Here is a 23,433-nt window from a genome sequence, read left to right on the forward strand (position 1 = left end):
CTTGTCTGAACTAATACAGTTGATGACTACTTTGTATTTTCGAGTAGGTTGAATTGCCACTTTCTACCATGTCAAAGTAGCGCATGAACCACGTAATTAAGTTCGTACTACTATTTATTTGTCCTTAAATTTTAATACCATTATAGATTACATTATCACTACAACAGTACTTTGTGAAAAACCAAATTGAGCATTCGATCTTCAGGTCGATTCTCCTACGAACGTACAAAAAAGATTGATGTAGATGGCACCAATGACCTTGAAAATATAAGCGCCCAGATAAACTTCTCTCTATCAATGCCCTAATTTATCATCAACTAGAGTGCCAATCGAAATACAAAAAGTATTCATATATAAATTAGATATAAAGTATTTCATATTTAAATATTTATTATAAATAAGTGTGGGATCCCACCATGAAATATTTTACTTTTGGCAAAGAAAAGGAATTACAAATATAAACATATGATGTATGTTGTCGATATTAAATAATAACAACAGTGCAAAAACCTGTTAACAGATAACGACCTCAACGGGAGAAAAATATGAGACAACATCTTTTAGGCTTCACACTAGCCCCCTTATTTTTGCTTACAACAGCATGCTCGCAGCAAGAAAGCGTAGCTAAAGTTGATAACAATGAAACGCTAAGCGCAACGCAAAATAAATACGAGCAAACTGCGACTCTAAAAATAGAAAAATTAAAAAAAATGATGCAACAAGCACAAAGTAAGCAAATTGATGTAACGCGTGAGCAGAGCATTATCTGGTTTGCAGAACAGTTTTTAAAGTTTGCTAACTGGGATGAAAACAATTACGACGCTGTTGTTAAGTTGTTTAGCTATGAACGTTACTACGCAGACACAAAAGAGCAGTTAGCAAAAGATCTTCCTGATTTTGAGCGTATAAAGGTAATTCAAATTTTAGATAAAGGTATAGACGATTTATCCAAAGAGCTGGCTGGTGAGATTAAACGTCGCCCTGTAAATAAAGTTGATTGGCAAAATACCAAAGCACAAGACAATATGTTTGTAAGTAATGGTAAGCCAATATTTTTATATGACTATTTTTCAAAAACGGTAGGGCAGCCGCTTACTAATAAAGATGTTTATAACGATCATTTAGGCGCGCTTTATCATGGTGGTGAAGATTTATATCCTGTCGACCATGACCGCGCTATTAATTCTTTTTTAGTGCGTAAAGATGGCACCTTTGACGAAGAATTAATGAAAGAGCTAACGCGCATCCCTGATACCAACATTGGTTTTTTGGTTTATTGGTTAATGGGTATTCCAAAGTGGGTTGAAGAGCAAGAACCAGAAGTTAGAAAAGGCCGCTCGTTATTTACTGGATTCGATATTGATAACCCATTGGCACGAGAGATTTGGGGTAAAATAATCCGTAAAACGGGCGAGCTTACTAAAGGTAAAAAAGTAACTGAAGTAGGGTTTGTATTAGCTAATGAACCACACTGGTATGCTGAAAAAGGCCACTGGACACAAAAATTTCAAGAAATGACCAGTATTTCTTCATACACATTAAACAAGTTTAGAAGCTGGTTAGATAAAAAGTACCAAGGTGATATTAACGAGCTAAATGAAAACTGGGGAACGCATTTTAGTCAGTTTTCTGATGTAGCCATTGAGATACCTATCGATCCTACGATTAAAGGCGAGCCTAAATGGTATGACTGGACGCGTTACAATATGGACAGAAGTACAGACTGGTTTACTTACGTTCAGAATGAATTACATTCTGTAAATAAAGATGCAGATACTCATATAAAAATAATGCCGCGTATGTTTATGGATGATTCGCGTTCTGGTGGAATTGATACAGAAGCATTAGCCGAGTTAACAACTATGGTAGGGCACGATGCTAAGTCTTTTGGAAGCGAAAACATTCGTCCTGGTAAGTCCTCTAAGTGGATTGAGAAATACGCTTACAATTGGGGCATTGTAACGATGTTTCATGACTTTATGGAATCAGTTGCACCTAATAAAATTAATGTAAATTCAGAATCTCACTTTTTATCTTCGGGTCAGTGGCGAGATTTAGACACACGTACAAGTTATGTTCGAAGTGTTTATTGGCTTGCAACTCTACTTGGAATGGATGCCAATATGGGTTGGTTTTGGGCGCGTGATCCAGATGGTTCACCTGAGGATCGCTTAGAAGGTGATCTCGACTTTTTTGACCCAGGTCTTGGTGGTGCATTTGCAGGCTCTAATAACATGCAGCCACATGTAACTAACGAAGTTACTCAAGTGATGTTTGATCTTAATAGTTTTTCTGAGGAAATTATAGAACTTAGAGAGCAGCGTCGTCCTCTTCGACTATTTTATTCTGAAACAACAGCGATCAATACAAGTGACTATATGACAAAGGGCTACAAACTTTACGAAAATTTATTTTTTGAAGGTTTCCCGCTTGGTTTTGTCACTAAAAATGTAATAGAAAAGCAAGATAACAACAATTGGGATGCAATACTGGTTTATCGCAATAACTTTGTTACAGATGAAGAGTTTAAAGCGCTTCAAGGATATTTAAACAAAGGTGGGACCGTTATTTTAGACTCAGCGAAAAGCTTGTCTTTAGATGAATACGGACATCCACGTAAGGCTAAGTTAGTTGCCAATAAAGGAAAGCTTATTGTTATGCCAAAAGGTGCAGACGTTGAAACTATTAAACAAACTGCACTTGCAGAGGTTTCGGGTAGCACGCCTGATGTTGTTGTAAAAGTAGATAATGGCGAATCATTTAAAACCACAACATGGCGTACTGTTAAGCAAGATAATGGTCGTTACCTGGTTAATATTTTAAATTTAGGCCATACAACAGCGACCGTTGATCTGTCGCTTAAAAATGGTAAATCTATTCATGTTAAAAACTTAATGACGAGTAATAAAATGAACACCAGCTTTGATGTCCCTTCTGAGGGTGTCTTGCTTGTTGAAGTTACTGTTCAATAAATAATTTTTTTAGCGAGTACATACCTATGTGCTCGCTTTTTAATTAATACGATACATTAAGTTGTGGATAGAAAATGAAAACAAATAACAAGGTTAAACTAATAGTAATATCGTTGAGCTTAATATTTGGTAGTGCAGGAGTTAATGCGCAACCGATGCCTCATATTGCGCAACCAGGCGAAAATTGGGTTTTACAAACTGAGCGCTCAGATGAGTTTGATAGTAAAGATGCTGAAAAATGGAATTTTCAAACAGAAAACTATGGTGTTTGGTCTTGGAAAGATGAAAATGCCAGTGTTTCTGAAGGCATATTAAAGCTAACTACTAAACGAGAAACGCATTTAAGAACGTTTTGGGATGGCTGCAATAAAACAAAAGTACCTAATTATAGGTTGTTTTACACTTCGGGAGTTGCTAAATCTAGGGCAACAGGGAGTTACGGATATTATGAGGCGCGTATTAAAGGTGCGGATAAATTTCCTGGAGTGTCACCTGCATTTTGGATGTACAGCAAAATAGATCGTACTTTAACGAATGAAGGTGATGTGCAATATAGTGAAATAGATGTAGTTGAGTTAACTCAAAAACAGACGCTTCAAGAGTCGGACCACGACCTACATAATATTGTTATAAAAGATGGCGCACCCAAGTGGATGCGACCTGGTAGCTCGCCAGAAACAAACCATAATGGCTATCATTTACCATTTGATCCCAGTGATAGCTTTCATACTTATGGGGTTAATGTAACAAAAGACGACATTACATGGTATGTAGATAATGTTCAGGTTGGCTATAAAAAGAATTTGTACTGGCACAGAGAGATGAACTTAACATTGTCGCAGGGTTTACGCACACCGCATACACAATGGAAATGTAATCAATTTTATCCTTCAGATAATCAATCTGCACAAGGTTTTCCAACATCAATGGAAGTTGATTACGTGAGAACGTGGTTAAAGCAATAGAAAGCCTTACAAGCAATTCTAATAAAGCATTTAATACCTTTTATGTAAATGATAAAACACGAGTTTATTGTCAACATTTATATAAGTTTTAAAGTATAAATATTAGCCAAGTTTAAATTTATTTGTTGCCAATGCAAACATCATATGTTTATATTATTAAAATTAATTTCATGCTTTCATAATAAAGTACAAGCTGATTGCTAAAACACTGACGTAGCAATTTTTAGTTGTTTAAAAGGACACACACATGAACTTATTTAAAATAAAAATGGTGATGCTGTTAGGGTGCTGCACATTATTTGCTACAAATTTATATGCAAAAGATGCAGAACTCAAAAACTCTGAAATCAAAAAGCCAAATGTGCTTATTTTACTGTTTGATGATATGCGCTTTGATACGTTTTCATATCGTAATGGCCCAGTTTCAACGCCAAATATTGATGCATTAGCAAACGAAGGCACGCGATTTGATCAAGCGATGACTTCTACTGGATTATGCTCACCTTCGCGCGCGGCTATGTTTACTGGGCGCTGGGGACATAAAACGGGTCTTGACGATAACGTAGGTCTTTATCACTCTCGTCTTTCGGAGTTATCACTTAGTGAAGGCAGCGTAATTAAACGTGCAACCAGCATAGGGTACGATGTTAGCTATGTAGGTAAATGGCATTTAGGTGCACAAGGCCCAGCACTGCGCGGTGCAAACTTTATGTGGGGGCACGATAAAGATGAAGAGCGTAACGGCCGTCCTTTTACGCCTTATCAAACGCAAAAAAATGTAGCCCGTATGAACGCAGGAGAACGTGATAAAAATGGCGAAAAGCATGATTACTACAAAACACTTGCGGGTACATATGCTGATACAGTAACGGCTAAAGAAGTAAACGAGGGCAAACTAATGCTGCAAAATGCGGCTAAATCAGACAAGCCATTTTTTGGTATTGTTAGCTTTGAACAACCTCATCCACCGTACCGAGTACCAGAGCCTTACGCCAGCATGTACGACTACAAAGATATAAAACTTCCCAAAAACTTTGGTATAAAACGTAAACATAAACCAATGGCGCAAGATGATATTTGGTGGCCTTGGCATGACGTAAGTCATATGAGTGAAACCGATTGGCGCAAAGCACATAGTTTTTACTATGGTGCCATTGCCATGATTGACCACGCAGTTGGCGAGCTTATTAATACGGCTAAAGAAGAAGGTTTATACGACGACCTGCACATTATTTTAGTCGGCGATCAGGGCAGTATGTTAGGTGAGCATAACCTTTATGACAAAGGCCCATATGCGTATGACGAATTAATGCGTATGCCACTTATTATTCGTGACCCTAGCCTTGAGCCTAAAATAATTAACCGCCAAGTGTCTATGCTCGACATAGCGCCAACACTTCGCCAGTGGATGACACTACCACTTGATGGCGACGAAGATGGGCGTTCACTTTTACCATTAATGAAAAAAGGTGATAGTGCGGATGCTGGTAAAGATGATATTTCGTTATATGCCTACGAATGGTACAACGGCGGATGGTTTGGTATTAGAGCTATACGTACCCCTGAAATGAAATTTGTATGGAATCCAGGTGATAGCCGCGATGAATTATACGACTTAAAAAATGATCCGTATGAAATCACAAACCAAATAGATAATCCTAAATACAAAAAACAGCTTACTGATTTAGTGCATAAAATGGCGGGAGAGTTAAACCGTATTGACGACCCATCATTAACAAAATTTAACCACCACATGAAAGCTTTTTTATAGCCGAGTAATGCCCTTTGGTAGGCCATAATTGGCCTACTATTTTTATTTTCAAAATTGAGATTGGCACTATGAAAACACACACAAAATTATTGAGCGCTTTATCATCGCTTGCATTATTAATTGGCTCTGCGGGGGGACACGCAAGTGAACAAAGACCCAATATTATTCTTATTGTTGCAGATGACTTAGGTTATGCAGATGTTGGTTTTAATGGCTCTAAGGACATTATTACCCCAAATATTGATGATCTTGCTAAATCGGGTACCTCTTTTTCAGACGCTTACGTAGCGCACCCATTCTGTGGCCCAAGCCGAGCGGCATTAATGACCGGTCGTTATCCACATAAGATTGGCTCACAATTTAATTTACCTACACGCGGCTCAAACGTAGGCGTGCCTACTGACGCCAAGTTTATTAGTAAACTACTAAACGAAAACAACTATTTTACCGGTGCATTAGGTAAATGGCATATGGGCGATGCGCCGCAGTATCATCCAAATAAACGTGGTTTTGATGAATACTATGGCTTTTTAGGGGGTGGGCATAATTACTTTCCTGATCAGTACCAACCCCAGTATAAAAAGCAACAGGCACAAGGCTTAAAAAATATTTTTGAGTACATTACACCGCTAGAGCACAACGGCAAAGAAGTAAAAGAAACGCAGTACATTACTGATGCACTTTCGCGCGAAGCCGTTAATTTTGTAGACAAAGCAGTGAACAAAAAAAATCCATTCTTTTTATATTTAGCTTACAACGCACCGCATGTGCCATTGCAAGCTAAGGATGAAGATATGGCGATGTTTCCTAATATAAAAAATAAAGACCGTAAAACCTACGCAGGTATGGTTTACGCAGTTGACCGCGGCGTGGGTAAACTAGTAGAAACCCTGAAAAAAAATAATCAATATGATAATACGCTTATCGTATTTATGAGTGATAACGGTGGCAAATTAAGTAAAGGTGCTAATAACTTCCCACTTAAAGCAGGTAAGGGCAGTACACAAGAAGGTGGCTTTAGAGTCCCTATGTTGTTTCATTGGCCTAAGCATGTACCTGCGGGCAAACGCTTTTCGCATCCTGTATCGGCACTTGATCTGTACCCAACATTTGCAGCTTTAGCGGGCGCTAAAGTTGAAGAAAACCAACATTTAGACGGTACAAATATGTGGCCTGCGTTTATTAAAAATGAAAACCCACATAAAGATGAGCCTATTTATGCACTTCGCCATCGTAAAGGTTACAGCGATGCTGCAATTCGTATGAACCAGTGGAAAGCATTAAAAGTTAACCAGCAACCGTGGCAGTTATTTAATATCGAAAACGATGTTTCTGAAAAACATGATGTAAGTAAATCTAACAAGGCACTGTTAACCGACATGGTTCGCGAAATGGAAAAATGGAGCTGGGATAACCAACAGCCAAAATGGTTTCACGAAACTACTGAAGGTGCGAATTGGCGATTAGATGCCATGCCACGATTTGATAAAACGTTTAAGACAACCAAGTAAGTTTCATCAAATTCAAGGAGGCTTTATGAAAGTAAAAACAATTGTATGGCATGTTTCTTTATTATGCATGAGCGCAAGCTTACTAGGTTGTCAACGAGCGAGTGCCCTAGCGGGCGCTCAGCTAACAACTAGCAGCACATTATTTACTGAGCAACACCAAGCAATTAAATTAGAAAACAAAAACCGCCGTAAATGGGATAACGCATTAATAAGCGATTTAGACCAAGACGGTTACCCTGATTTATTACTTACTGATCATGGTTATACCATTCGTTTGTATTGGAACAATAAAGGCGTTTACGACAAAGGGCGCGATCTTATTGTGGGTGATATGCACGGTATTGGCGTAGGCGATTACGATAAAGATGGCAAAATGGACATTTTGCTTTCGCGTGGTGGTGGCTCTGGCGATAACGCGCGTAATGCTAAGTTATTTCACTTTAACAAAAGAGAAATTATTGAAGGCGGTGATTTTTCACCCAAATTGCCAACGTTACGTGGGCGCACTAGTAAGTTTTTTGATGCCAATAACAACGGCCACTTAGATTTATTACTAATGGGATTCCCGCAGGCTAATAGCGGTAAACAAACCAGTAATTTTATTTATAAAAATGATGGTAGTGGCAATATAACCCACGCAACTGATTTACCAAAAACTAATCGAGACGGTCAAAAAGTCCTTATTACCGATTTTAATAACGATAAAGTTGACGATTTAGTGATTTACGGCGACGGCGCTTTACGTATTTTAAAAGGCAATGGCGACTTTACCTTTAGTGACGTAACCGGCAACATTTTACCTAATAAAATAATGGATGCGACGGGTGTTAGCGAAATTGATTTTGATAACGATGGTGACTTTGATTTATATATAAGTCGTGCTAACCCATTACAAGCAGGCGATACGTTTTTTGATGCTAAAAGCAAAACATTTGGTTTTTATACTAAACGCGGGTCATTTAAATTCAACGACTTACTTATTGGCGACACGCTCAATATAGTTAATTACCAATCCCCTTATCCGAATCAAGATGTGTTTGTAGGAGAAGGTGCCTATAAATACAAATTTGAAGGTGAAAGGCACAGCGGTCAAAACGTTAATATTGTTAGCAGTAACGGCTTAGGATGGCCTGATACTCAACCTAATAAAGGACTTTATGTTGGTTATATAGGTAATAATAAGTGGCGCATGGCGGGTAATACGTTTTCACCGACTACGGGAGTGGTAACCGGTGTTAAGCACTATGCAGAAAATAAAAAGCCAGTGGCACCATCAGATTTGTTATTAAAAAATGAAGGTGGAAAGTTCGTTGATGTAAGTGATAAAGTCGGTGTTAAAACCAATTTAAATACCACGGGAGTGAGTGTAGGTGATTTTAACAACAGCGGATATCAAGATTTATTTGTTGTTAAACAAGGTAACTTGGTAACCCCCACGTCGCAAATACTGTATTTAAATAATGGCGATAATACATTTAGCCAAGCTACTCATTCGGGATTAATTACAAATACCTTAGGTACCATTGGTTCAGGCGCAAATGTATTTGATTACAACTTAGACGGCCAGATCGATATTATTATGAATAACGACAGAGGTCAGTGGCACTTATTTAGTAATCAAGCCAATAACAGTAATCACTATGCATTACTGCGTATAAGTAATTCACTTAAGCATAATACAAGCCCAATTGGTGCTATAGCGACACTTAAAGGCTGTGGTAAAACCCTAACAAAGCGAGTATCGCCTGATGCAGCACCTTATACACAATCATTTGATAACGTGGTTCATTTTGGTTTGGGTCAGTGCAACGAAATAGATAACGTGAGTGTGCGTTACAGCAATGGCGAAGTGATAAGTAAATCTAAGATTGGTATAGATAAAGTAACCAATCTTTAATGCAAAAGAGTTAACTATGAGAGGTAAAAAGCAAGGTTTGGTAACAAGCCTTGCTTTTTTTTCGCAAAAATTAAGTGCAAAAGAGAGCAATAATGAATAAAAACAACATCACTCATCTTAAAAATAAATTAGCGGGTTTAGTGTGCTTATTTACTGTGTTTGGTTGCAGTACTCACATGGCTCAAAGCAATAATAAAAGCATAAATAAAGGGGAAGTAAGTGCATCTTTAGCGTCTGTTAAAACGTCTAATACAATGCTTAATAGTGCGAGTTTATTTGCATCACTCCCTGATTATTGCCCAACCCCAGACGCTTTTGCTGTCTCTCCTACAGGAGAACTTACTTTATCGTGCGTTAACTATGCCAATAAAGGGCTACAAGCGGGTGTGCTGGTTAATATTAATAATGACAACACGTTTACTAAAATAGCCCAGTTATCGGGGCCAAATAATAAAGGGAAGGGTCGTCCTATGGGCCTTGCCTATGCCCCCGATGGTTCGTTATTTGTAGCCGATAACCAAGGCGCTGGCAGAGCCCGATTACTTAAACTTACCTTAAAGAATAATGCAGTTATTAACACTCAAGTCGTTGCCAAAGGCATGAGTTCGCCAAACGGTGTACGCTATCAAAATGGCTATATTTACGTAACTCAATTGCGTGTGCCAAGTAAAAATAAGGCCGAGACTCTCAGTGGGATATATCGTTTTAAGGCCACAGATACGAATATATTAGTGACAAACAATATAGATGATCCACATTTATTGTTTTTAGCTAAAACTGTTAATAAGCAACGTAAATTTGGACTTGATGGCTTAGTGTTTGACGCACAGGGTAACTTGTTTGTGACCAACTTAGGTGACGACTTAATTTATAAATTAACGCTTGATGCAAACAATAACCTGCTTAGCCAAAGTACCTACGCAACACTTCCAAAAGGAAGCGGACCTGATGGCCTTACTATAGACCCTCAAGGTAATTTATACGCTGCAGGTTTTTTAACTAATCAAGTTATAAAAATTGATACACACCAGAATGTAACTGTTATTGCATCATACCCCGATAATAATTCAGAAAATGGCGAGTTAGACCAACCTGCCGATATTATTTATTACAAAGGCTCTCTGCTTGTGTCTAATTTTGACTTACTTACAGGCTCAGGCATTGCCAATACTGGGCATGGCAAGCCTTATACAGTAAGTGAAATTAAGTTAATAGATAATTAACCATCTACTTTAAATCGATATTTTAATTTTTTTGATTAGATAATTAAATTTAGAGTGAAAATGTATTAATAATACAAACATCATATGTAATAATACATTGGACATTAAATATAAACAAATAGGGTGAATGATGAGAAAAAGTTTTAAGTACTCCGTTATAACGTCTTTTTTATTAATGCAATCCGGATTTACTGCTAGTGCTAACACACAAATAGACGAGCTTGCTGCTGCACTAGATAAAGTTAAAATTTCTGGTTATTTAAATTTAACCGCTGGAACGGCAAAAAAAGAGAACACATTTTTTAGAGCTTATGATACGAAAATAAATGCAACATCTGAGACTTGGGGGGGCGTTCAAATTGATTTTAAAGCATCAGAAAAATTAGATTTCACTTTATTAACTAAGTTTTTTGCTGAAAGCCGTCCCTATGACGACAGCTTTGGTGTTGATTTAGCCTACTTAAGTTATAAATTGTCAGATCAAACAAAACTACGAGGAGGTATTTTACGTGTGCCTCTTTATAAAGACAGTGATTATAAAGACACTGGTTTTGCTCATTTATGGCTAAGAACCCCTGAGTTAATTTATGCAAATAATAAGGTTCAACGCCACACCGGTATTGAAATATTGCATGATATTTATTTAGGCGATGGAACAGTGCAAGTTCAAGCCTTTTATGGGCAGAATGAAGACCCTCGTGCAAAAGCTGCTGCTAATAACAATAAAACCTACACAATTGACGATATTATGGGGGTTCATGCCACTTATTCTATAGATGAGCATTTGTTTAAGTTAGGTGCTACAACACGAACAGAGCCTGGGGATCTAAGCGACTTTACTTATACAGATAGTCAAGGTAACGAAAGACTAGAAGAGGAAGGTTACTACGCCGGGGATAGACAAACCTTTTATTCTTTAGGCTATGGTTTTGATGATGGATTATGGAAGGTTGACGCAGAGGCTATTTTTGAAATAACGACGGGCGGCCGACAAGATAATGGTAAGTATTATGCTTCAGTAGGCTATCGTTTTGGTGATATTACACCTTATGTTATGTATCAATATAGAGAAACGCTAGATGATAGTGAGCGTGGTTTAAACGTTGACACTTATGTTGCTGATGATGAAAAAAACACGGTTACTCGTTTTAATCTGCAAAAGTCATTTCAGCAAAGTATTCTGTCAATTGGATCACGTTACGATATTTCGAGTAATTTAGCATTTAAAGCGCAAGTTGATAGTTATGAACATACATCTACAGGTGTAAATGGTAACACTAGAGATATTGATAATTTACTTTATAGCGTTAGCTTACAAGCTGTTTTTTAAGGAGAGGCACATGAAAAAAATATTAATATTAGCTAGCGCTCTTTGTTTTCAAACAGCATTCGTACAAGCTGAAGTAGTTGTTGTTGGTAACCCAAGCCTGAGTGCCACATTAACCCCTGCGGAGGTTAAAAATTTATTTTTAGGTAAACGTCAAAGTTTGCCTGACGGCACGCATATCACTATTGTCGAACGTACAGCAGAAGCTCCTCTTAAAAGTGAATTTCACAGTAAATATACTAATAAATCAGAAGCACAGTTAAGCGCTTATTGGACTAGGTTAGTCTTTACTGGCAAAGGTAAACCTCCAAAAGAAATCTCAAATAGTGAAGAGCTTATAAATATGATATCTAGTAATCCCAGTTTTATAGGGTATATAGATAGTACAGAAGTTACTGATAAAGTAAGTGTTTTATCTAAATAACCTTAGAAATAGATCATCTCACTAATATTATATAGATATTTGAGAGGTGATCTATAAATGGAAATAAAGCTATATGTTTAATTTAACTATAAAGCAAAAAATTATCTCTGTCTCTGTAACTGCTCTACTTGGGTTTATTATAATATTTACTATTAATCACTTTGCTTTATCTTCTATGACTAAAAATGCTAAGTTGCTTCAAAATAATTTATATCCCACCTTACTTGCTATAAAAGAAAGTAAATTATATTTAGGGCAAATGGAATCTACCATCAATGTGAGTGTCACTATTGGTGATAGTGATATGCTACAGGAAGTAGAACAGTTCGCGATCAAGATTAAAAATAATTTAACCTTAGTAAAAAATGATGATGTTCAATTTGAAGGGGTTAGTGAACTGTTAAATAAATTTGAAATGTATCAAAAAAGTAGTATTGAATTAGCAAACAAATTTATTAATGGCGATGTGTCTATTCAAGTTTTGCAAAGTAAAGCGGTTGAAAATAACAAACGTCTTCTTGAGTTAAAAAATGATCTTTATAATTTAGAGTTAATGGCAGATAAACAATTAAAAAACAGTGTGAAAAATATAGAATTAAAGGCTAGTAATGCTCGTTGGTTTACTACTGTTGTTTCTATTATATGGGTGTTAAGTTTACTTGTTTATAGTGTATTACTTAGTAAAAGCATTATAAATAACATTGCATTAATAACAGATTCATTGAAGAAATTTTCTGAAGGTAGTGCTGATTTAACTAACAGAATCAGTTACAAAAACAACGATGAACTAGGTGATTTAGCTAGCAGCTTTGATGATTTTGTTGTTAAGCTCCACTCTATCATTTCAGAGGTCATATTTGCATCCTCATTCCTTGAAGAAATTTCAATAGAATTGATATCTAGCACTAAAAAATCTAATGAAGAAAATAACAAGCAAAATGAATCGGTACAAGAATCAACAACCGCTATTCGAGAGCTATTAACTTGCGTTGAATATATTACTGAAAATTCAAGTCAGGCATCAGGCTTGGCTAAAGTTGCAACATCTTCAGCTGAAAGTGGAAATATACATGCTCAAACATCTGTAGATTATATTAATAATTTATCTAAAGATATTGATAGAACCTCTAGTAATGTTGATCAACTTAAAATACAGGTTAACAATGTAAACGGTATATTAAATACGATTCAAGGTATTGCTGAGCAAACAAATTTGCTTGCTTTAAATGCAGCAATTGAAGCTGCACGAGCTGGAGAGCAAGGACGTGGATTTGCTGTTGTTGCAGATGAAGTTCGTAGTCTTGCTAATCGAACCCACCAGTCTACTCTTGAAATTCAAAATCTACTTAATGAACTTATATTATCATCAAATATAGTTGTTGATTCAATGAAGCACAGTTCAGAAGTTACGGTTAAAACTGTTCAAGCATCAAAATCGTCTAGCCAAAGTTTAGTCGAAATTAAATCGATTGTAAACGATATGCTTATGCTCAATACCCAAGTAGCTTCAGCTGCGGAAGAGCAGTCAGCTACATGTAAGTCAATAGACAGCACTATTAACTTAGTTAGTAAGATGAGTGATAGTTCATTACATCATGGTGCGAAACTTGTTGATTTAGGTGACTCTATTAAGCAAACCAGCAATAAAATGTACAATTTAGTTAGCCGGTTTAATGTTTAATTTATATTGGAAAATTTAAATATTTTTTACGTAATTAAATTTATTAATCTAAACTGACAGGTACTAATAAAAGTGAACCACTGTCAGTTTAATTTATTTGAATTAGAAAAAGTAAAACTGTTAACAAAGACCTTTCTTTTATGATCTAATGAGAAATTGATATACCTTATCTAAATATCTATCTGACTTTACTGCTTTTAAATTTTTCGTATACCCATATAAATTCACTTTTTGTCAACTTTAGTTAATGACTATTTTACCTTTTTTGATACTTGATTTTCCCAGATGTACTCCTATTTTTTATCACCCAACAAAAAACAAACATTTATCTGACAAAAAATAAACATTGATCATTCAAAAAACAAATAATAACATCCAATGTAATTAAACATAGTATGTTTATTGTTTTTTGAATTAGGAGATTAACTGTGAATCTTAAAGTAATAAAATTGAGTGTTTTGGTACTTTCTTTCCATTCTTGGGCCGTACCAGAAAGGCCATCTATCGTTCGAGATGTGCATATGACAACTCAAATTGGTAGTGAGACAGGTTTTCCGCAATACACGCGAGCGACTTTCCGGCATTACAAACAACGGCTGATGGACGTATAAGTATTTCTCATAAGCCACAAAGAGATGGAAACTTAGTCTTTCGTTTACAGGTACCTGAAAAATTTGATGATCCAGCGCATCCTAATTTTAATAAAGCATTTATTGAGCATCGTTCCGGGAGCGATATACTTGCTCATCCCGATGCTTTGGTTCCCGGCGCAAGGAGAAGCAACATAATAATAAATGCCGATAATACAATGACATTTAATGGTGCAGCGATTAATAATTCGACTTTAAATAATTTTTACGGCGGAAGCTCAACAGCACATCAAGGGATATGCGATCCTACTTTTGATAAAAAATCAACTAAGAAAAACCCTTATGCATGCGGTGTTAGCAGCTTAAATGATTGCTACGATCTTACGATTATAAGGGGCGATAATATTGAGAAAGTTAGTGTTGAAGATGAAAATGGTAATATTATAAGTACAGATTCGCGTACTATTTTTGGTATACCGGTAACTGTTGAAGTGTCTAACCCTAAAACGGCTCGCGCTCAGATTATTCAAGTTAGGTTACCTGAAAGAGTAGAAAATAGGCCTGGGGATATAATTGATCGGGTTAAAACAACTCTAAATCCATATAGGGGTGCTTCAATACCAATGAAAGGTTTTTTAGAACCCAATGTAGCCGGTGACGGTAAACTTCTTTTTTTACGTGCAAATGCCGGAACCTCGGTTTTTTATGAAGATTCTACAGGTAAACGCGTAGCAACGCGTTCAGATAACGTATATTTATACAATGAACAAAATAGTGATAGTGATGCAAGCAATGACTTTGCGGCTTGTGATGTTCAGCAATGGACTTCACAAAGTATTAGACCATTAAGTCATGCGCCATACGACGATTCAATAAATAAAAAATTTGGCTTTGCTATGCAGTTATTTAGAGATACTGAAGGTGATGTCATTGCTGAGACCCAGCCGATTGGTACCTATCCATGGATTGATAAAAATGCTGATAATATTTCAATTACAAGTATTGGCTATGATTTAGTTGAGCGCAGTAATAAAAAAAATGAAATTGTTGATTCAAGAGTCACTAGTTCTGAATGTTTCACTGATATAGATAAGTGCTCAACTGGTGATGAAGCTCAAGATGGCGGCATATTAAATGGTCGTGTAATTATAGGGTTGTGGACTCGAGGAAAAATGGTTTTACTAGATAACCTTATTAACAACATTGATTACTCTTTAAATGGAACCGATGCGGCTCACCGTTTAATAGACCTCTATGATTCGGGGTCACCAATAAGGGTAGGAAATGGACGCGATAACGATGAGGACAATCATCCATTAGCGAGTTCTGGAAATACGACTTTTATTGATTCTAATGAACATAGATTTAATTACTTTAAAAATACAATGCGTCCAGTAACTCCAGCAGATGTAAGTTGGCTGGTTAGTTCTGGGCGAGGTACACACGAACTTGCATTTGATGACTACCTCAACCCCAATAGTTTTATTAATGCCAATATGGCTCAAGTTATTGATTTGCGACCGAGTGGATTAAGAGCAATTGTAGAAGATACGGTTCAAAATACAGCTACAGGCGGGCGCCTTTTAGCACCTGTAGTAGCAGGTAGAGCGCCACTTATTTCTTCAAGTGAATGGAGAGTACCTCGTTATGGCCAACTATTACCGAGTCGAGGTATAAAACCAAGAGTCGAGCCTATTGCTAACGGTGGTATCAATGGCAAAGGACTGTGGATAAAAGAACAAGGTCAAGGAGTTAGTTTTAGAATACCTGAGCAAAGTAATGAACGTGCCGCTCAATTTATGCAAGGAACATTGTATTACGGGCTTTTTATTGATCAAAGAGATAAAAATATACCAGGTGACAAGCGTTTAGTGACGTACTCTGATGGCTCAAGTATTAGTATACAAATGGGTAAAACATTGGTTTTTAAAGATCCTAGTAATAACGTTGTTGGAACGTATTTAATTGATGAACCAATTTTACGAAACCCTGATAATACTCCAATTGATAATGACTATGGCTGGGTACACTTAGGATTTCAAGTATCTGCCAAAGCATCATCAACAGAGATTTTAACGTTTGTAGACGGTTATCCTGTTGATATGTTAACGGTCGACCAGCCGCTTTTTCGATTGCATGCAGGTGGCAATATAATTATTGGTGCTGGTGATCGAAGCGAAACCCAATTTATTGGTTGGATAGATGATTTTAAAGTTTTTGCACAAGAACTTAACCCAGAAGTTGCTTGTAATATGGCTAATGGAACGATTGCTGGAATAGGGAGTGAAGCAAATTCTCGCTGGACAGAATGGTCTAACACTGTAGATAACACGTTACACAGAATAATTGATAATTATGTAAACAGAGACGTTAATGCAAGTAACAACATTATGGATTTAACAAAATATGTTTGTTATTTAGATAATACTGGCGATTTAACTGCAAATTTAGGCAATATTCCAGCTGACTTAGTAAGTGTGCGTGATAGTATCAATTTTCCTGAAGGGCCGTTATTTTTTGACCGGCCTAGACCTGACTCATCTAATAATGCTTTTTGTACAAGTTGCCATACTGAAGATGGGCTTGACGGCTTAGATTTAGAAGCACTTAAATTGCGAGAAAATGTATTTGCTATTAATGACGAGCGCCGTCAGCCGATGCAACCTGATCCATTTGTGTATGGTGTTGTTCCTGCAAATTGGGTGAAAAGTTTTTTTAATATAAACAATGCTGCCGTTGGTACAGCAGCAAACCCTGTTTGCATAGATGAGTTTGATCTATTAAGAGCGGATGAAGACAGTGAGTTTACTTGTGAACCTCATGCAAATGAATAATGTGTTGTGAGTTATTTTACCTGTTTAGTAATCTTGTTATTACCGAATAGCTCTGAGATTTTATCTGGGGCGACAGGATTATATTTTTAGCAAATTAACCCTAAATTATACTTTCACAGCGTTATAAATTCAGGACTTTTGCATATAAATATAATGTTAAGGGCAATTAAATTGCCCTTAACATTATTATGTTTGTTACTAAAAAACCAACTTAGCATTGTTACTTTTTATTGCATACAGTATAAGATAAATACATTTTTATTTTGTAATATCAATCGTTAAAATTCCTATCTAGCTGAATTAAAAATCTCATTAATTACTTCTTAGTACCAATAAAAGAGTTATACCAACCTGCATAAATCTTTGATTAATTTTCTTAACGTTAAATAGATCCCATATATAAGCAGATTTGAGGTGGTTAATTTTTATAATATCAATGTTTCAATGTTAAATACCCAAATACATAAAAATGTAAAAAATAAAGTAAACAGCTTGTAAATGCAAAGGTCATATGTTTAACTTGGTCATAAGTTAGCCGTTTGTTCAAGTCTAAATTTTAGAAGCTAAGATGCACATTAATTTAGCCTACAGCGCTTAACTAACAATAAAAACAGACAACATCATCACACACTGGCATTGAGAAAAACGATGCCGATAAACAGGAGAGCACACAATGCAGCATAACTTTAGGTTATCAGCAGTCTCTGCAGCTATTATTGTTTCGCTTATTTCATCATCTGCTTTTGCACAAGAAGATGAAGAAAAAGAGAAAATAAAACTACAAAAAGATATCGAAATAATTGAAGTCCAAGGGATCAAAAGTAGCTTACGAAAAGCGGTAAACGCAAAGCGCTTTTCCGACAACGTAAGTGACTCAATTCATGCTGAAGATGTAGGTAAATCAACAGATCAAAACATCGCTGATGCACTATCTAGAGTAACAGGGGTGAGTATTCAAGAAGAAGGCGGTGAAGGAACACGTATATCAATTCGTGGTGCCGGACCTTCTTTAAATCAAATATCAATGAATGGTGTAGCACTTACCGGCGGGCTAAGTACCGATGGCTCTAGTGCGGGCGCGACTAACGATAACAGTGTTGATTTAAGCTCTTTTTCGTCAGATATATTGTCATCTATCGATGTAATTAAAACATCTTCTGCTGATAATGATGAGGGCTCACTCGGCGCAAGTGTTGTACTGAGAACTGTAAAACCGCTAAATTTAAACAAACCACGTCGTTCTTTTACGGTTGAAGGGCGCTACAACGAGTTTTCTGATGAAAGTGACTCACGCATTAATTTTAGCTTTTCTGATAAATACTTTGACGACACCTTTGGCTTTATTATCACCGCCTCTAAAGATACACAAAAAACACGACAAGATCGTATCAATACCGATTGGGCTAACGGCGCAATTCCTATCGTTGATTTAGATGATGCGACAGGCCGTACAGCACATGACACCGTTACAGGCAAAGCAATTAGGGTACTTGGCAATCAACGTGATGCTGATGGAAATAAGCTTTTTGGTGAGAATGGAGAAGCATTATTAAACCCACTGAGTTCACTTAATAATTACGACCCTGAAACGCAAATATTACATGAAGGTGATTTATTTGTTTTAGCGCGTGAGGTTATTGATTTTACATTAAATAATGACCAACGAGATCGCTTGTCAGTATCTACAGGTTTTCAATACCAACCAACAGAGTCACTTGATATTCAGCTAGATGTAACTCATACAGAGCAAGATGTGTTAACCGACAGTCAACGACTGCGTTTAAACATGGGACCTGTAACACCTTTAATTTATGCCGGTGATGACAATACAGCACTAAACGGGGTTGATTTATCGACCAATACCTTACAGCAATCAAGTAGCCGCTCTACAGGCGGTAACTTTGTTCGCTCCTACGGACTTAGAGAAATTGATACTAATGTAGCGTCACTTGATATTGATTATCAGGTAACTGATTCATTAAATATGAATGTAAGAGCTGGTTTTTCTAAAACAACAGATGAAACACCAGACGATGATGAGAAAGATCGTTTTATCTCTATTAGTACAGCTACATGGGGCACGGCAGGTCGTCAAATAGTTGAATCAATGCCGGATGGCAGCCACGAAATGGTTGGTTACGACTGTGGCGGCAGTGGAGAATGTAGTTACTCAACTGGCGTTACTCCAGGTGAGTTTGATGCCTTTGATGGTACGTCTAATGCGGTATACAGCCGTTTTAACCCGTATGACATGCAGCACAATCACTTAGGTAGTTTAGTGCTGCGTAAAAATAAATTAGCGGATACAAACAAATCACTGTTTGTTGATTTTGACTATGCGCTTGATGGTGACTTTATCAGATCGATCGAGTTTGGAGTTAAGTGGTCAAATCGTAAAAAAGATGTCTCTATTCAAAATAGAGCAACCACAAATGGCAGTGACTTAATAGATTTAGAAGACCCTGATCAAGCTTTTGAAGTACGTGGGCTTGGTACAATTCGCTTAGCCGATATAATCGCTGATAGTGCCTATCCTTACGATAATTTTGGTGAAGATATTCAATCAGACCGCTCTGCAGAGTTTTTTAATGGCTGGCCGTTACTTGATGCCGAAAAAGCGCTTGAAATTGTTTCAGGCAAAGATGCAGGTGAAGTAGGTATACGCGAAACCATTACAGGCAGTCGTAATATTGAAACCGAAACAAAAGCCGCTTATTTTAAAGCAAACTTTGAGCTGATGGATGGCAAGCTAACAGGTAACTTAGGCCTTAGGTATGTAAAAGATGACACAACAGCAACTGGTGTAGGCGGTATTAACTATACGCGTTTTCCACAAATGGTTGATGCGTACAATTTGTTAGTTGAGCGCGGTTTAGCAAATACAAATTTAGATGCCTGTCCGGCAGCTGTTATGGGGGTATCTGACACGGGTCAGCCTGATCATCGTTACACACCAGCAAACGATGCTGAGCTACAAAACTGTTGGGCATGGCAAATCACCCATGCGTATAACCGCTCAAACCCGGCTACTTTCCCTGTTGATCCGCAAACGGGTCAGTTTGGAATTCCTGGGGCTGATGGCAACACCGGACTGGGTGTAAATCAGCAAGTGTTTGTAGATGAAAATGGCAACATTATAGCTAACAATGCATTACCTTCTTTAATTTACGACAGCAACGGAAATTTAGTTCCAACGTCAGCTAATGCGTGGGCACACTTTGCAAGCAACGGACAAATTTGGCCGTTTTTAGACAGAACAACCTCATTTACAGGGACACAAGGTAGCGGACGTGAAGTACAAGACCGCGTTGCATGGGTAACTAAAAAAGGCGGACATGACGCTTATTTACCTAGCTTGAACTTAAACTATGCAGTTAACGAAGAAATGATTGCACGTTTTGCTGTTAGTAGAACAATGACACGTCCTCGTTTTGATTCATTAAACCCACGTACACAAATTTTTGAACAACAATGGGACTCTGCTAATGGCTCAGCAGGAAATGCAAATTTAAAACCGCTTAAATCAACCAATCTCGACTTGTCTTATGAGTGGTACTTTAGTGATTCAGGCTTGCTCTCGGCAGCGTTCTTTTACAAGGATATGAAAGACTTTGAAGAAACGGTTGTGGTTCCGTATCACTACAAAGACGTTAGGACTGAATACGATTTACAAACAGCCGATTTATTACTTGATTACGATGAGAATAGAACACCAGGTGGCGAAGAAGATTGTATGCCACTTAGGCAAGTTGCGGGCTTTTTTGACCAATGGCGCATTGAATGTGACGTTGTAAACGTAACCACAGTAACCAATGGCAAAGGCGCAGATATCAAAGGTGTTGAACTAGGTTACAACCAAAACTATGACTTTTTACCAAGTTATTGGGGTGGCTTAGGTTTAAACATGAACTATACCTATCAAGATTCAGAATCTGATCGTCAGCAGGTAGGTAATACCGATATATTTTTAAAACCACTACCACAACCTTACACTCCAAAGCATTCCCTAAATACAACACTGTATTGGGAACAAAAAGGGATTCAATTACGTTTAGCGAGTCGCTATACCGGGGAGCAATTAGTTAACCGAGGTTTAGTTGGCGGTGCTACATGGCAAGAGGCAACCCATCGTTTGGACTTTAGCTCAAGTTATAAAATTAATAAAAACTTTAGCTTAACTTTTCAGGCACTTAACTTAACTGATGAAACTAACCGAATTTATTACACCAGTTCATTTACGCGTAATGCGTTTGAAGCTAACTCGCAAGAGGTTGTGCTTGATGAAGGCAACGCAATTGAAGATGGCAGTGTAACTACTTCGCGTACAGCATCAGTTTGGAAAACAGGCCGTCAGTTCCGTGTTGGTCTTCGCGGCACCTTTTAATTGAGAAACTATTAGCAGCGGGCCACATTATGCTCGCTGCCTTACAAATTTTGGAGAGTAAGATGAAACATAACTTACTAATAAAAACAGCAATTAGCAGTGTTATATTTTCAGTATTAACAGGGTGCGGCGGAACGGATGAAGGTTACGATCCGCAGTTTAAATCTGATTTAGTACTTGTAATCGATACCGCAGTGATTACGAGCACATTAAATGAAGAGTCCGGAGTTCAAGAAATTGATTTACTGCAAGGCCTAACAATCGACGGTAAACCAGCCTCTGAGTCAGGAGCAACCATAAACGTAAGTGAGCTAGAGTTTGTGGTTAATAATAATTTCACTACCCCACAAACAAGCGCTAATACCATTGCGTCACACCGAATTTCACCTTTCACGCAATCAAGTGATAGCACTAAATTAGTTATAAATACCGATGCGTTTTCGGCGGCATTAAGACAATGCGACCAAACCGATATAAGAGGCGCTTTAGATGGCGATGGTAACCCTATTGCTGATGGTAACTTAGACTTTCCGAGTCAAGTTATTTATAACATTACATATTCTATCAATAATGGTGCAGTTATTGCTCCGGGCGGTGCGCTGCCTACTCGTACATTACAATTAACTGTCAATGCTATTGATGACGTTGTAACTGAGGTAAGCGTCTCGCCGATTGAAATCCCTGCTGGTGGTCAAGCAAGTGTATTCGCATCAGCGATACCAAGTTACGCGTGTAACCCCGCACTTATTTATTCAATTGTAGATGAAGATATCGCAACTATAGATGAAAATGGCCTTATTAGCGCTAAAAATACCGGTGAAACGACTATTACAGCCACAAGTGTTGATAACCCCGAAGCTTCAGCAAACGCCACACTTACAGTGACAGGTGCTTTTAGTCTTGCAATAACAAACGACGATAAAAACGAGTTAGGCGCTTCTTCAGGTAACAAGGACGTTCCAATCTGTGTGGCCAGTGGTGTAAAAGTGCAGCCTGCTTTACTAAACGCAGAGTTAAGTGGCGAATATACTTTTGATTGGACACTTGGTGATGAGGTTTCATTTACTAAAAGCTTAACCGCTAAAAGTGGCTTTGGAGAAGTACTTGCCGTTAAAGCACCTACAACAATAGACAGCTCAAATACGGTAACGGTTGAACTTATTGATGGCGATACAGCAAGCACACCTTTATCACTCATTTCGCAAAAAAGTATTACGGTTAATACTGTTAATAACCAAATGTGTGAGCCGGGAGTGTCTGAACACGAAGCAGGCTTTAACACCGACTTTAACCTCAATGGTGAAGGCGCACCTTATAAAGGTAATGCCACTTATAGCGTATCGGCAACCTCTGTGTCGGGTAATGGTCGTTCGCTTGAAATTACAGCGGGTACTGCAACTCAAGGTGAAGCGAATACACCGTACTCTTTTGCAACTCAGCAAGTTTGGAATAAACAACGGAACTGGTATAGCGCCAACTATGGAGGTGGTGCCGAGTCTGTTGGTAAAACATACCGTTATGCCGTGTGGGTTAAGTTAAATCAAGTGCCTGTTGAACCCGTTACGTTACGCCATGTTGTTGTACCGTGGGTTTATGACGGCATACCTGAGGATGCCAATGGATTTACAGGTCGTTATTCAGAAGCCGGCTTATTTAGCGCAGCACTCGCAGCCACTACAGAGTGGCAATATATCGAGTTTGAAGAGGATTCAACTAGTACACGTGAATGGGCTATTCCAGCAACGTGGAGCTCAGTAACTGATGTGTTTACCCTTTGGGAAGTGTATGGACTACCAACGGGTGATTCAATCTTGATTGACGATTACGCAGTAGTGCGCACCGACCAATAAGTAC

At 37.7% G+C, this 23,433-nt stretch carries 12 protein-coding genes; all 12 read left to right on the plus strand.

Going from position 1 to position 23,433, the window contains the following annotated elements:
* Positions 1 to 545: 545 nt before the first annotated feature.
* The gene (locus tag DO88_RS11270; protein ID WP_033038901.1) at positions 546 to 2,972 is read left to right on the plus strand and encodes an alpha-amylase family protein; all 2,427 of its coding nucleotides are present in this window, start codon (positions 546 to 548) and stop codon (positions 2,970 to 2,972) included.
* A gap of 74 nt (positions 2,973 to 3,046) precedes the next feature.
* Positions 3,047 to 3,937, plus strand: a complete 891-nt coding sequence (locus DO88_RS11265; RefSeq protein WP_033038903.1) for a family 16 glycosylhydrolase — start codon at positions 3,047 to 3,049, stop codon at positions 3,935 to 3,937.
* A gap of 247 nt (positions 3,938 to 4,184) precedes the next feature.
* Positions 4,185 to 5,708, plus strand: coding sequence for a sulfatase-like hydrolase/transferase (locus DO88_RS11260; protein WP_033038905.1), 1,524 nt, complete (start codon positions 4,185 to 4,187; stop codon positions 5,706 to 5,708).
* Positions 5,709 to 5,776: 68 nt separating this feature from the next.
* Positions 5,777 to 7,219 carry a sulfatase-like hydrolase/transferase gene (locus DO88_RS11255; RefSeq protein WP_033038921.1) on the plus strand — a complete coding sequence of 481 codons (1,443 nt, stop codon included), beginning with the start codon at positions 5,777 to 5,779 and terminating at the stop codon, positions 7,217 to 7,219.
* Between the two features lie 25 nt (positions 7,220 to 7,244).
* Positions 7,245 to 9,116, plus strand: coding sequence for a CRTAC1 family protein (locus DO88_RS11250; protein WP_033038906.1), 1,872 nt, complete (start codon positions 7,245 to 7,247; stop codon positions 9,114 to 9,116).
* Between the two features lie 92 nt (positions 9,117 to 9,208).
* On the plus strand, positions 9,209 to 10,339 hold the full coding sequence (locus DO88_RS11245; protein WP_033038908.1) for a Vgb family protein: 1,131 nt from the start codon (positions 9,209 to 9,211) through the stop codon (positions 10,337 to 10,339).
* Between the two features lie 130 nt (positions 10,340 to 10,469).
* The gene (locus tag DO88_RS11240; RefSeq protein WP_033038910.1) at positions 10,470 to 11,669 is read left to right on the plus strand and encodes a hypothetical protein; all 1,200 of its coding nucleotides are present in this window, start codon (positions 10,470 to 10,472) and stop codon (positions 11,667 to 11,669) included.
* Positions 11,670 to 11,679: 10 nt separating this feature from the next.
* On the plus strand, positions 11,680 to 12,090 hold the full coding sequence (locus DO88_RS0118280; protein ID WP_033030333.1) for a hypothetical protein: 411 nt from the start codon (positions 11,680 to 11,682) through the stop codon (positions 12,088 to 12,090).
* A 73-nt stretch (positions 12,091 to 12,163) separates the two neighbouring features.
* Positions 12,164 to 13,771: a methyl-accepting chemotaxis protein gene (locus tag DO88_RS11235; RefSeq protein WP_033030335.1), complete on the plus strand. Its 1,608-nt coding sequence runs from the start codon at positions 12,164 to 12,166 to the stop codon at positions 13,769 to 13,771.
* A gap of 808 nt (positions 13,772 to 14,579) precedes the next feature.
* Positions 14,580 to 17,195 (plus strand): hypothetical protein, encoded by a 2,616-nt coding sequence (locus tag DO88_RS11230; protein ID WP_033038911.1) that lies wholly within the window; start codon positions 14,580 to 14,582, stop codon positions 17,193 to 17,195.
* 673 nt (positions 17,196 to 17,868) lie between these two features.
* The gene (locus DO88_RS11225; protein WP_033038914.1) at positions 17,869 to 21,579 is read left to right on the plus strand and encodes a TonB-dependent receptor; all 3,711 of its coding nucleotides are present in this window, start codon (positions 17,869 to 17,871) and stop codon (positions 21,577 to 21,579) included.
* Between the two features lie 62 nt (positions 21,580 to 21,641).
* On the plus strand, positions 21,642 to 23,429 hold the full coding sequence (locus tag DO88_RS11220; RefSeq protein WP_033038915.1) for an Ig-like domain-containing protein: 1,788 nt from the start codon (positions 21,642 to 21,644) through the stop codon (positions 23,427 to 23,429).
* The last annotated feature ends 4 nt before the right edge of the window (positions 23,430 to 23,433 follow it).

This window comes from Pseudoalteromonas sp. S3431 (genome assembly GCF_000690035.1).
Taxonomy (GTDB): Bacteria; Pseudomonadota; Gammaproteobacteria; order Enterobacterales; family Alteromonadaceae; genus Pseudoalteromonas; species Pseudoalteromonas fuliginea.

What these genes read in the sequence shown, in the direction of transcription:
- DO88_RS11220 (WP_033038915.1), top strand. Translation starts at nt 21,642, where the DNA reads ATGAAACATAACTTACTAATAAAAACAGCAATTAGCAGTGTTATATTT.
- DO88_RS11260 (WP_033038905.1), top strand. Translation starts at nt 4,185, where the DNA reads ATGAACTTATTTAAAATAAAAATGGTGATGCTGTTAGGGTGCTGCACA.
- DO88_RS11225 (WP_033038914.1), top strand. Translation starts at nt 17,869, where the DNA reads ATGCAGCATAACTTTAGGTTATCAGCAGTCTCTGCAGCTATTATTGTT.
- DO88_RS11250 (WP_033038906.1), top strand. Translation starts at nt 7,245, where the DNA reads ATGAAAGTAAAAACAATTGTATGGCATGTTTCTTTATTATGCATGAGC.
- DO88_RS11230 (WP_033038911.1), top strand. Translation starts at nt 14,580, where the DNA reads ATGACATTTAATGGTGCAGCGATTAATAATTCGACTTTAAATAATTTT.
- DO88_RS11265 (WP_033038903.1), top strand. Translation starts at nt 3,047, where the DNA reads ATGAAAACAAATAACAAGGTTAAACTAATAGTAATATCGTTGAGCTTA.
- DO88_RS11235 (WP_033030335.1), top strand. Translation starts at nt 12,164, where the DNA reads ATGTTTAATTTAACTATAAAGCAAAAAATTATCTCTGTCTCTGTAACT.
- DO88_RS11240 (WP_033038910.1), top strand. Translation starts at nt 10,470, where the DNA reads ATGAGAAAAAGTTTTAAGTACTCCGTTATAACGTCTTTTTTATTAATG.
- DO88_RS0118280 (WP_033030333.1), top strand. Translation starts at nt 11,680, where the DNA reads ATGAAAAAAATATTAATATTAGCTAGCGCTCTTTGTTTTCAAACAGCA.
- DO88_RS11245 (WP_033038908.1), top strand. Translation starts at nt 9,209, where the DNA reads ATGAATAAAAACAACATCACTCATCTTAAAAATAAATTAGCGGGTTTA.
- DO88_RS11255 (WP_033038921.1), top strand. Translation starts at nt 5,777, where the DNA reads ATGAAAACACACACAAAATTATTGAGCGCTTTATCATCGCTTGCATTA.
- DO88_RS11270 (WP_033038901.1), top strand. Translation starts at nt 546, where the DNA reads ATGAGACAACATCTTTTAGGCTTCACACTAGCCCCCTTATTTTTGCTT.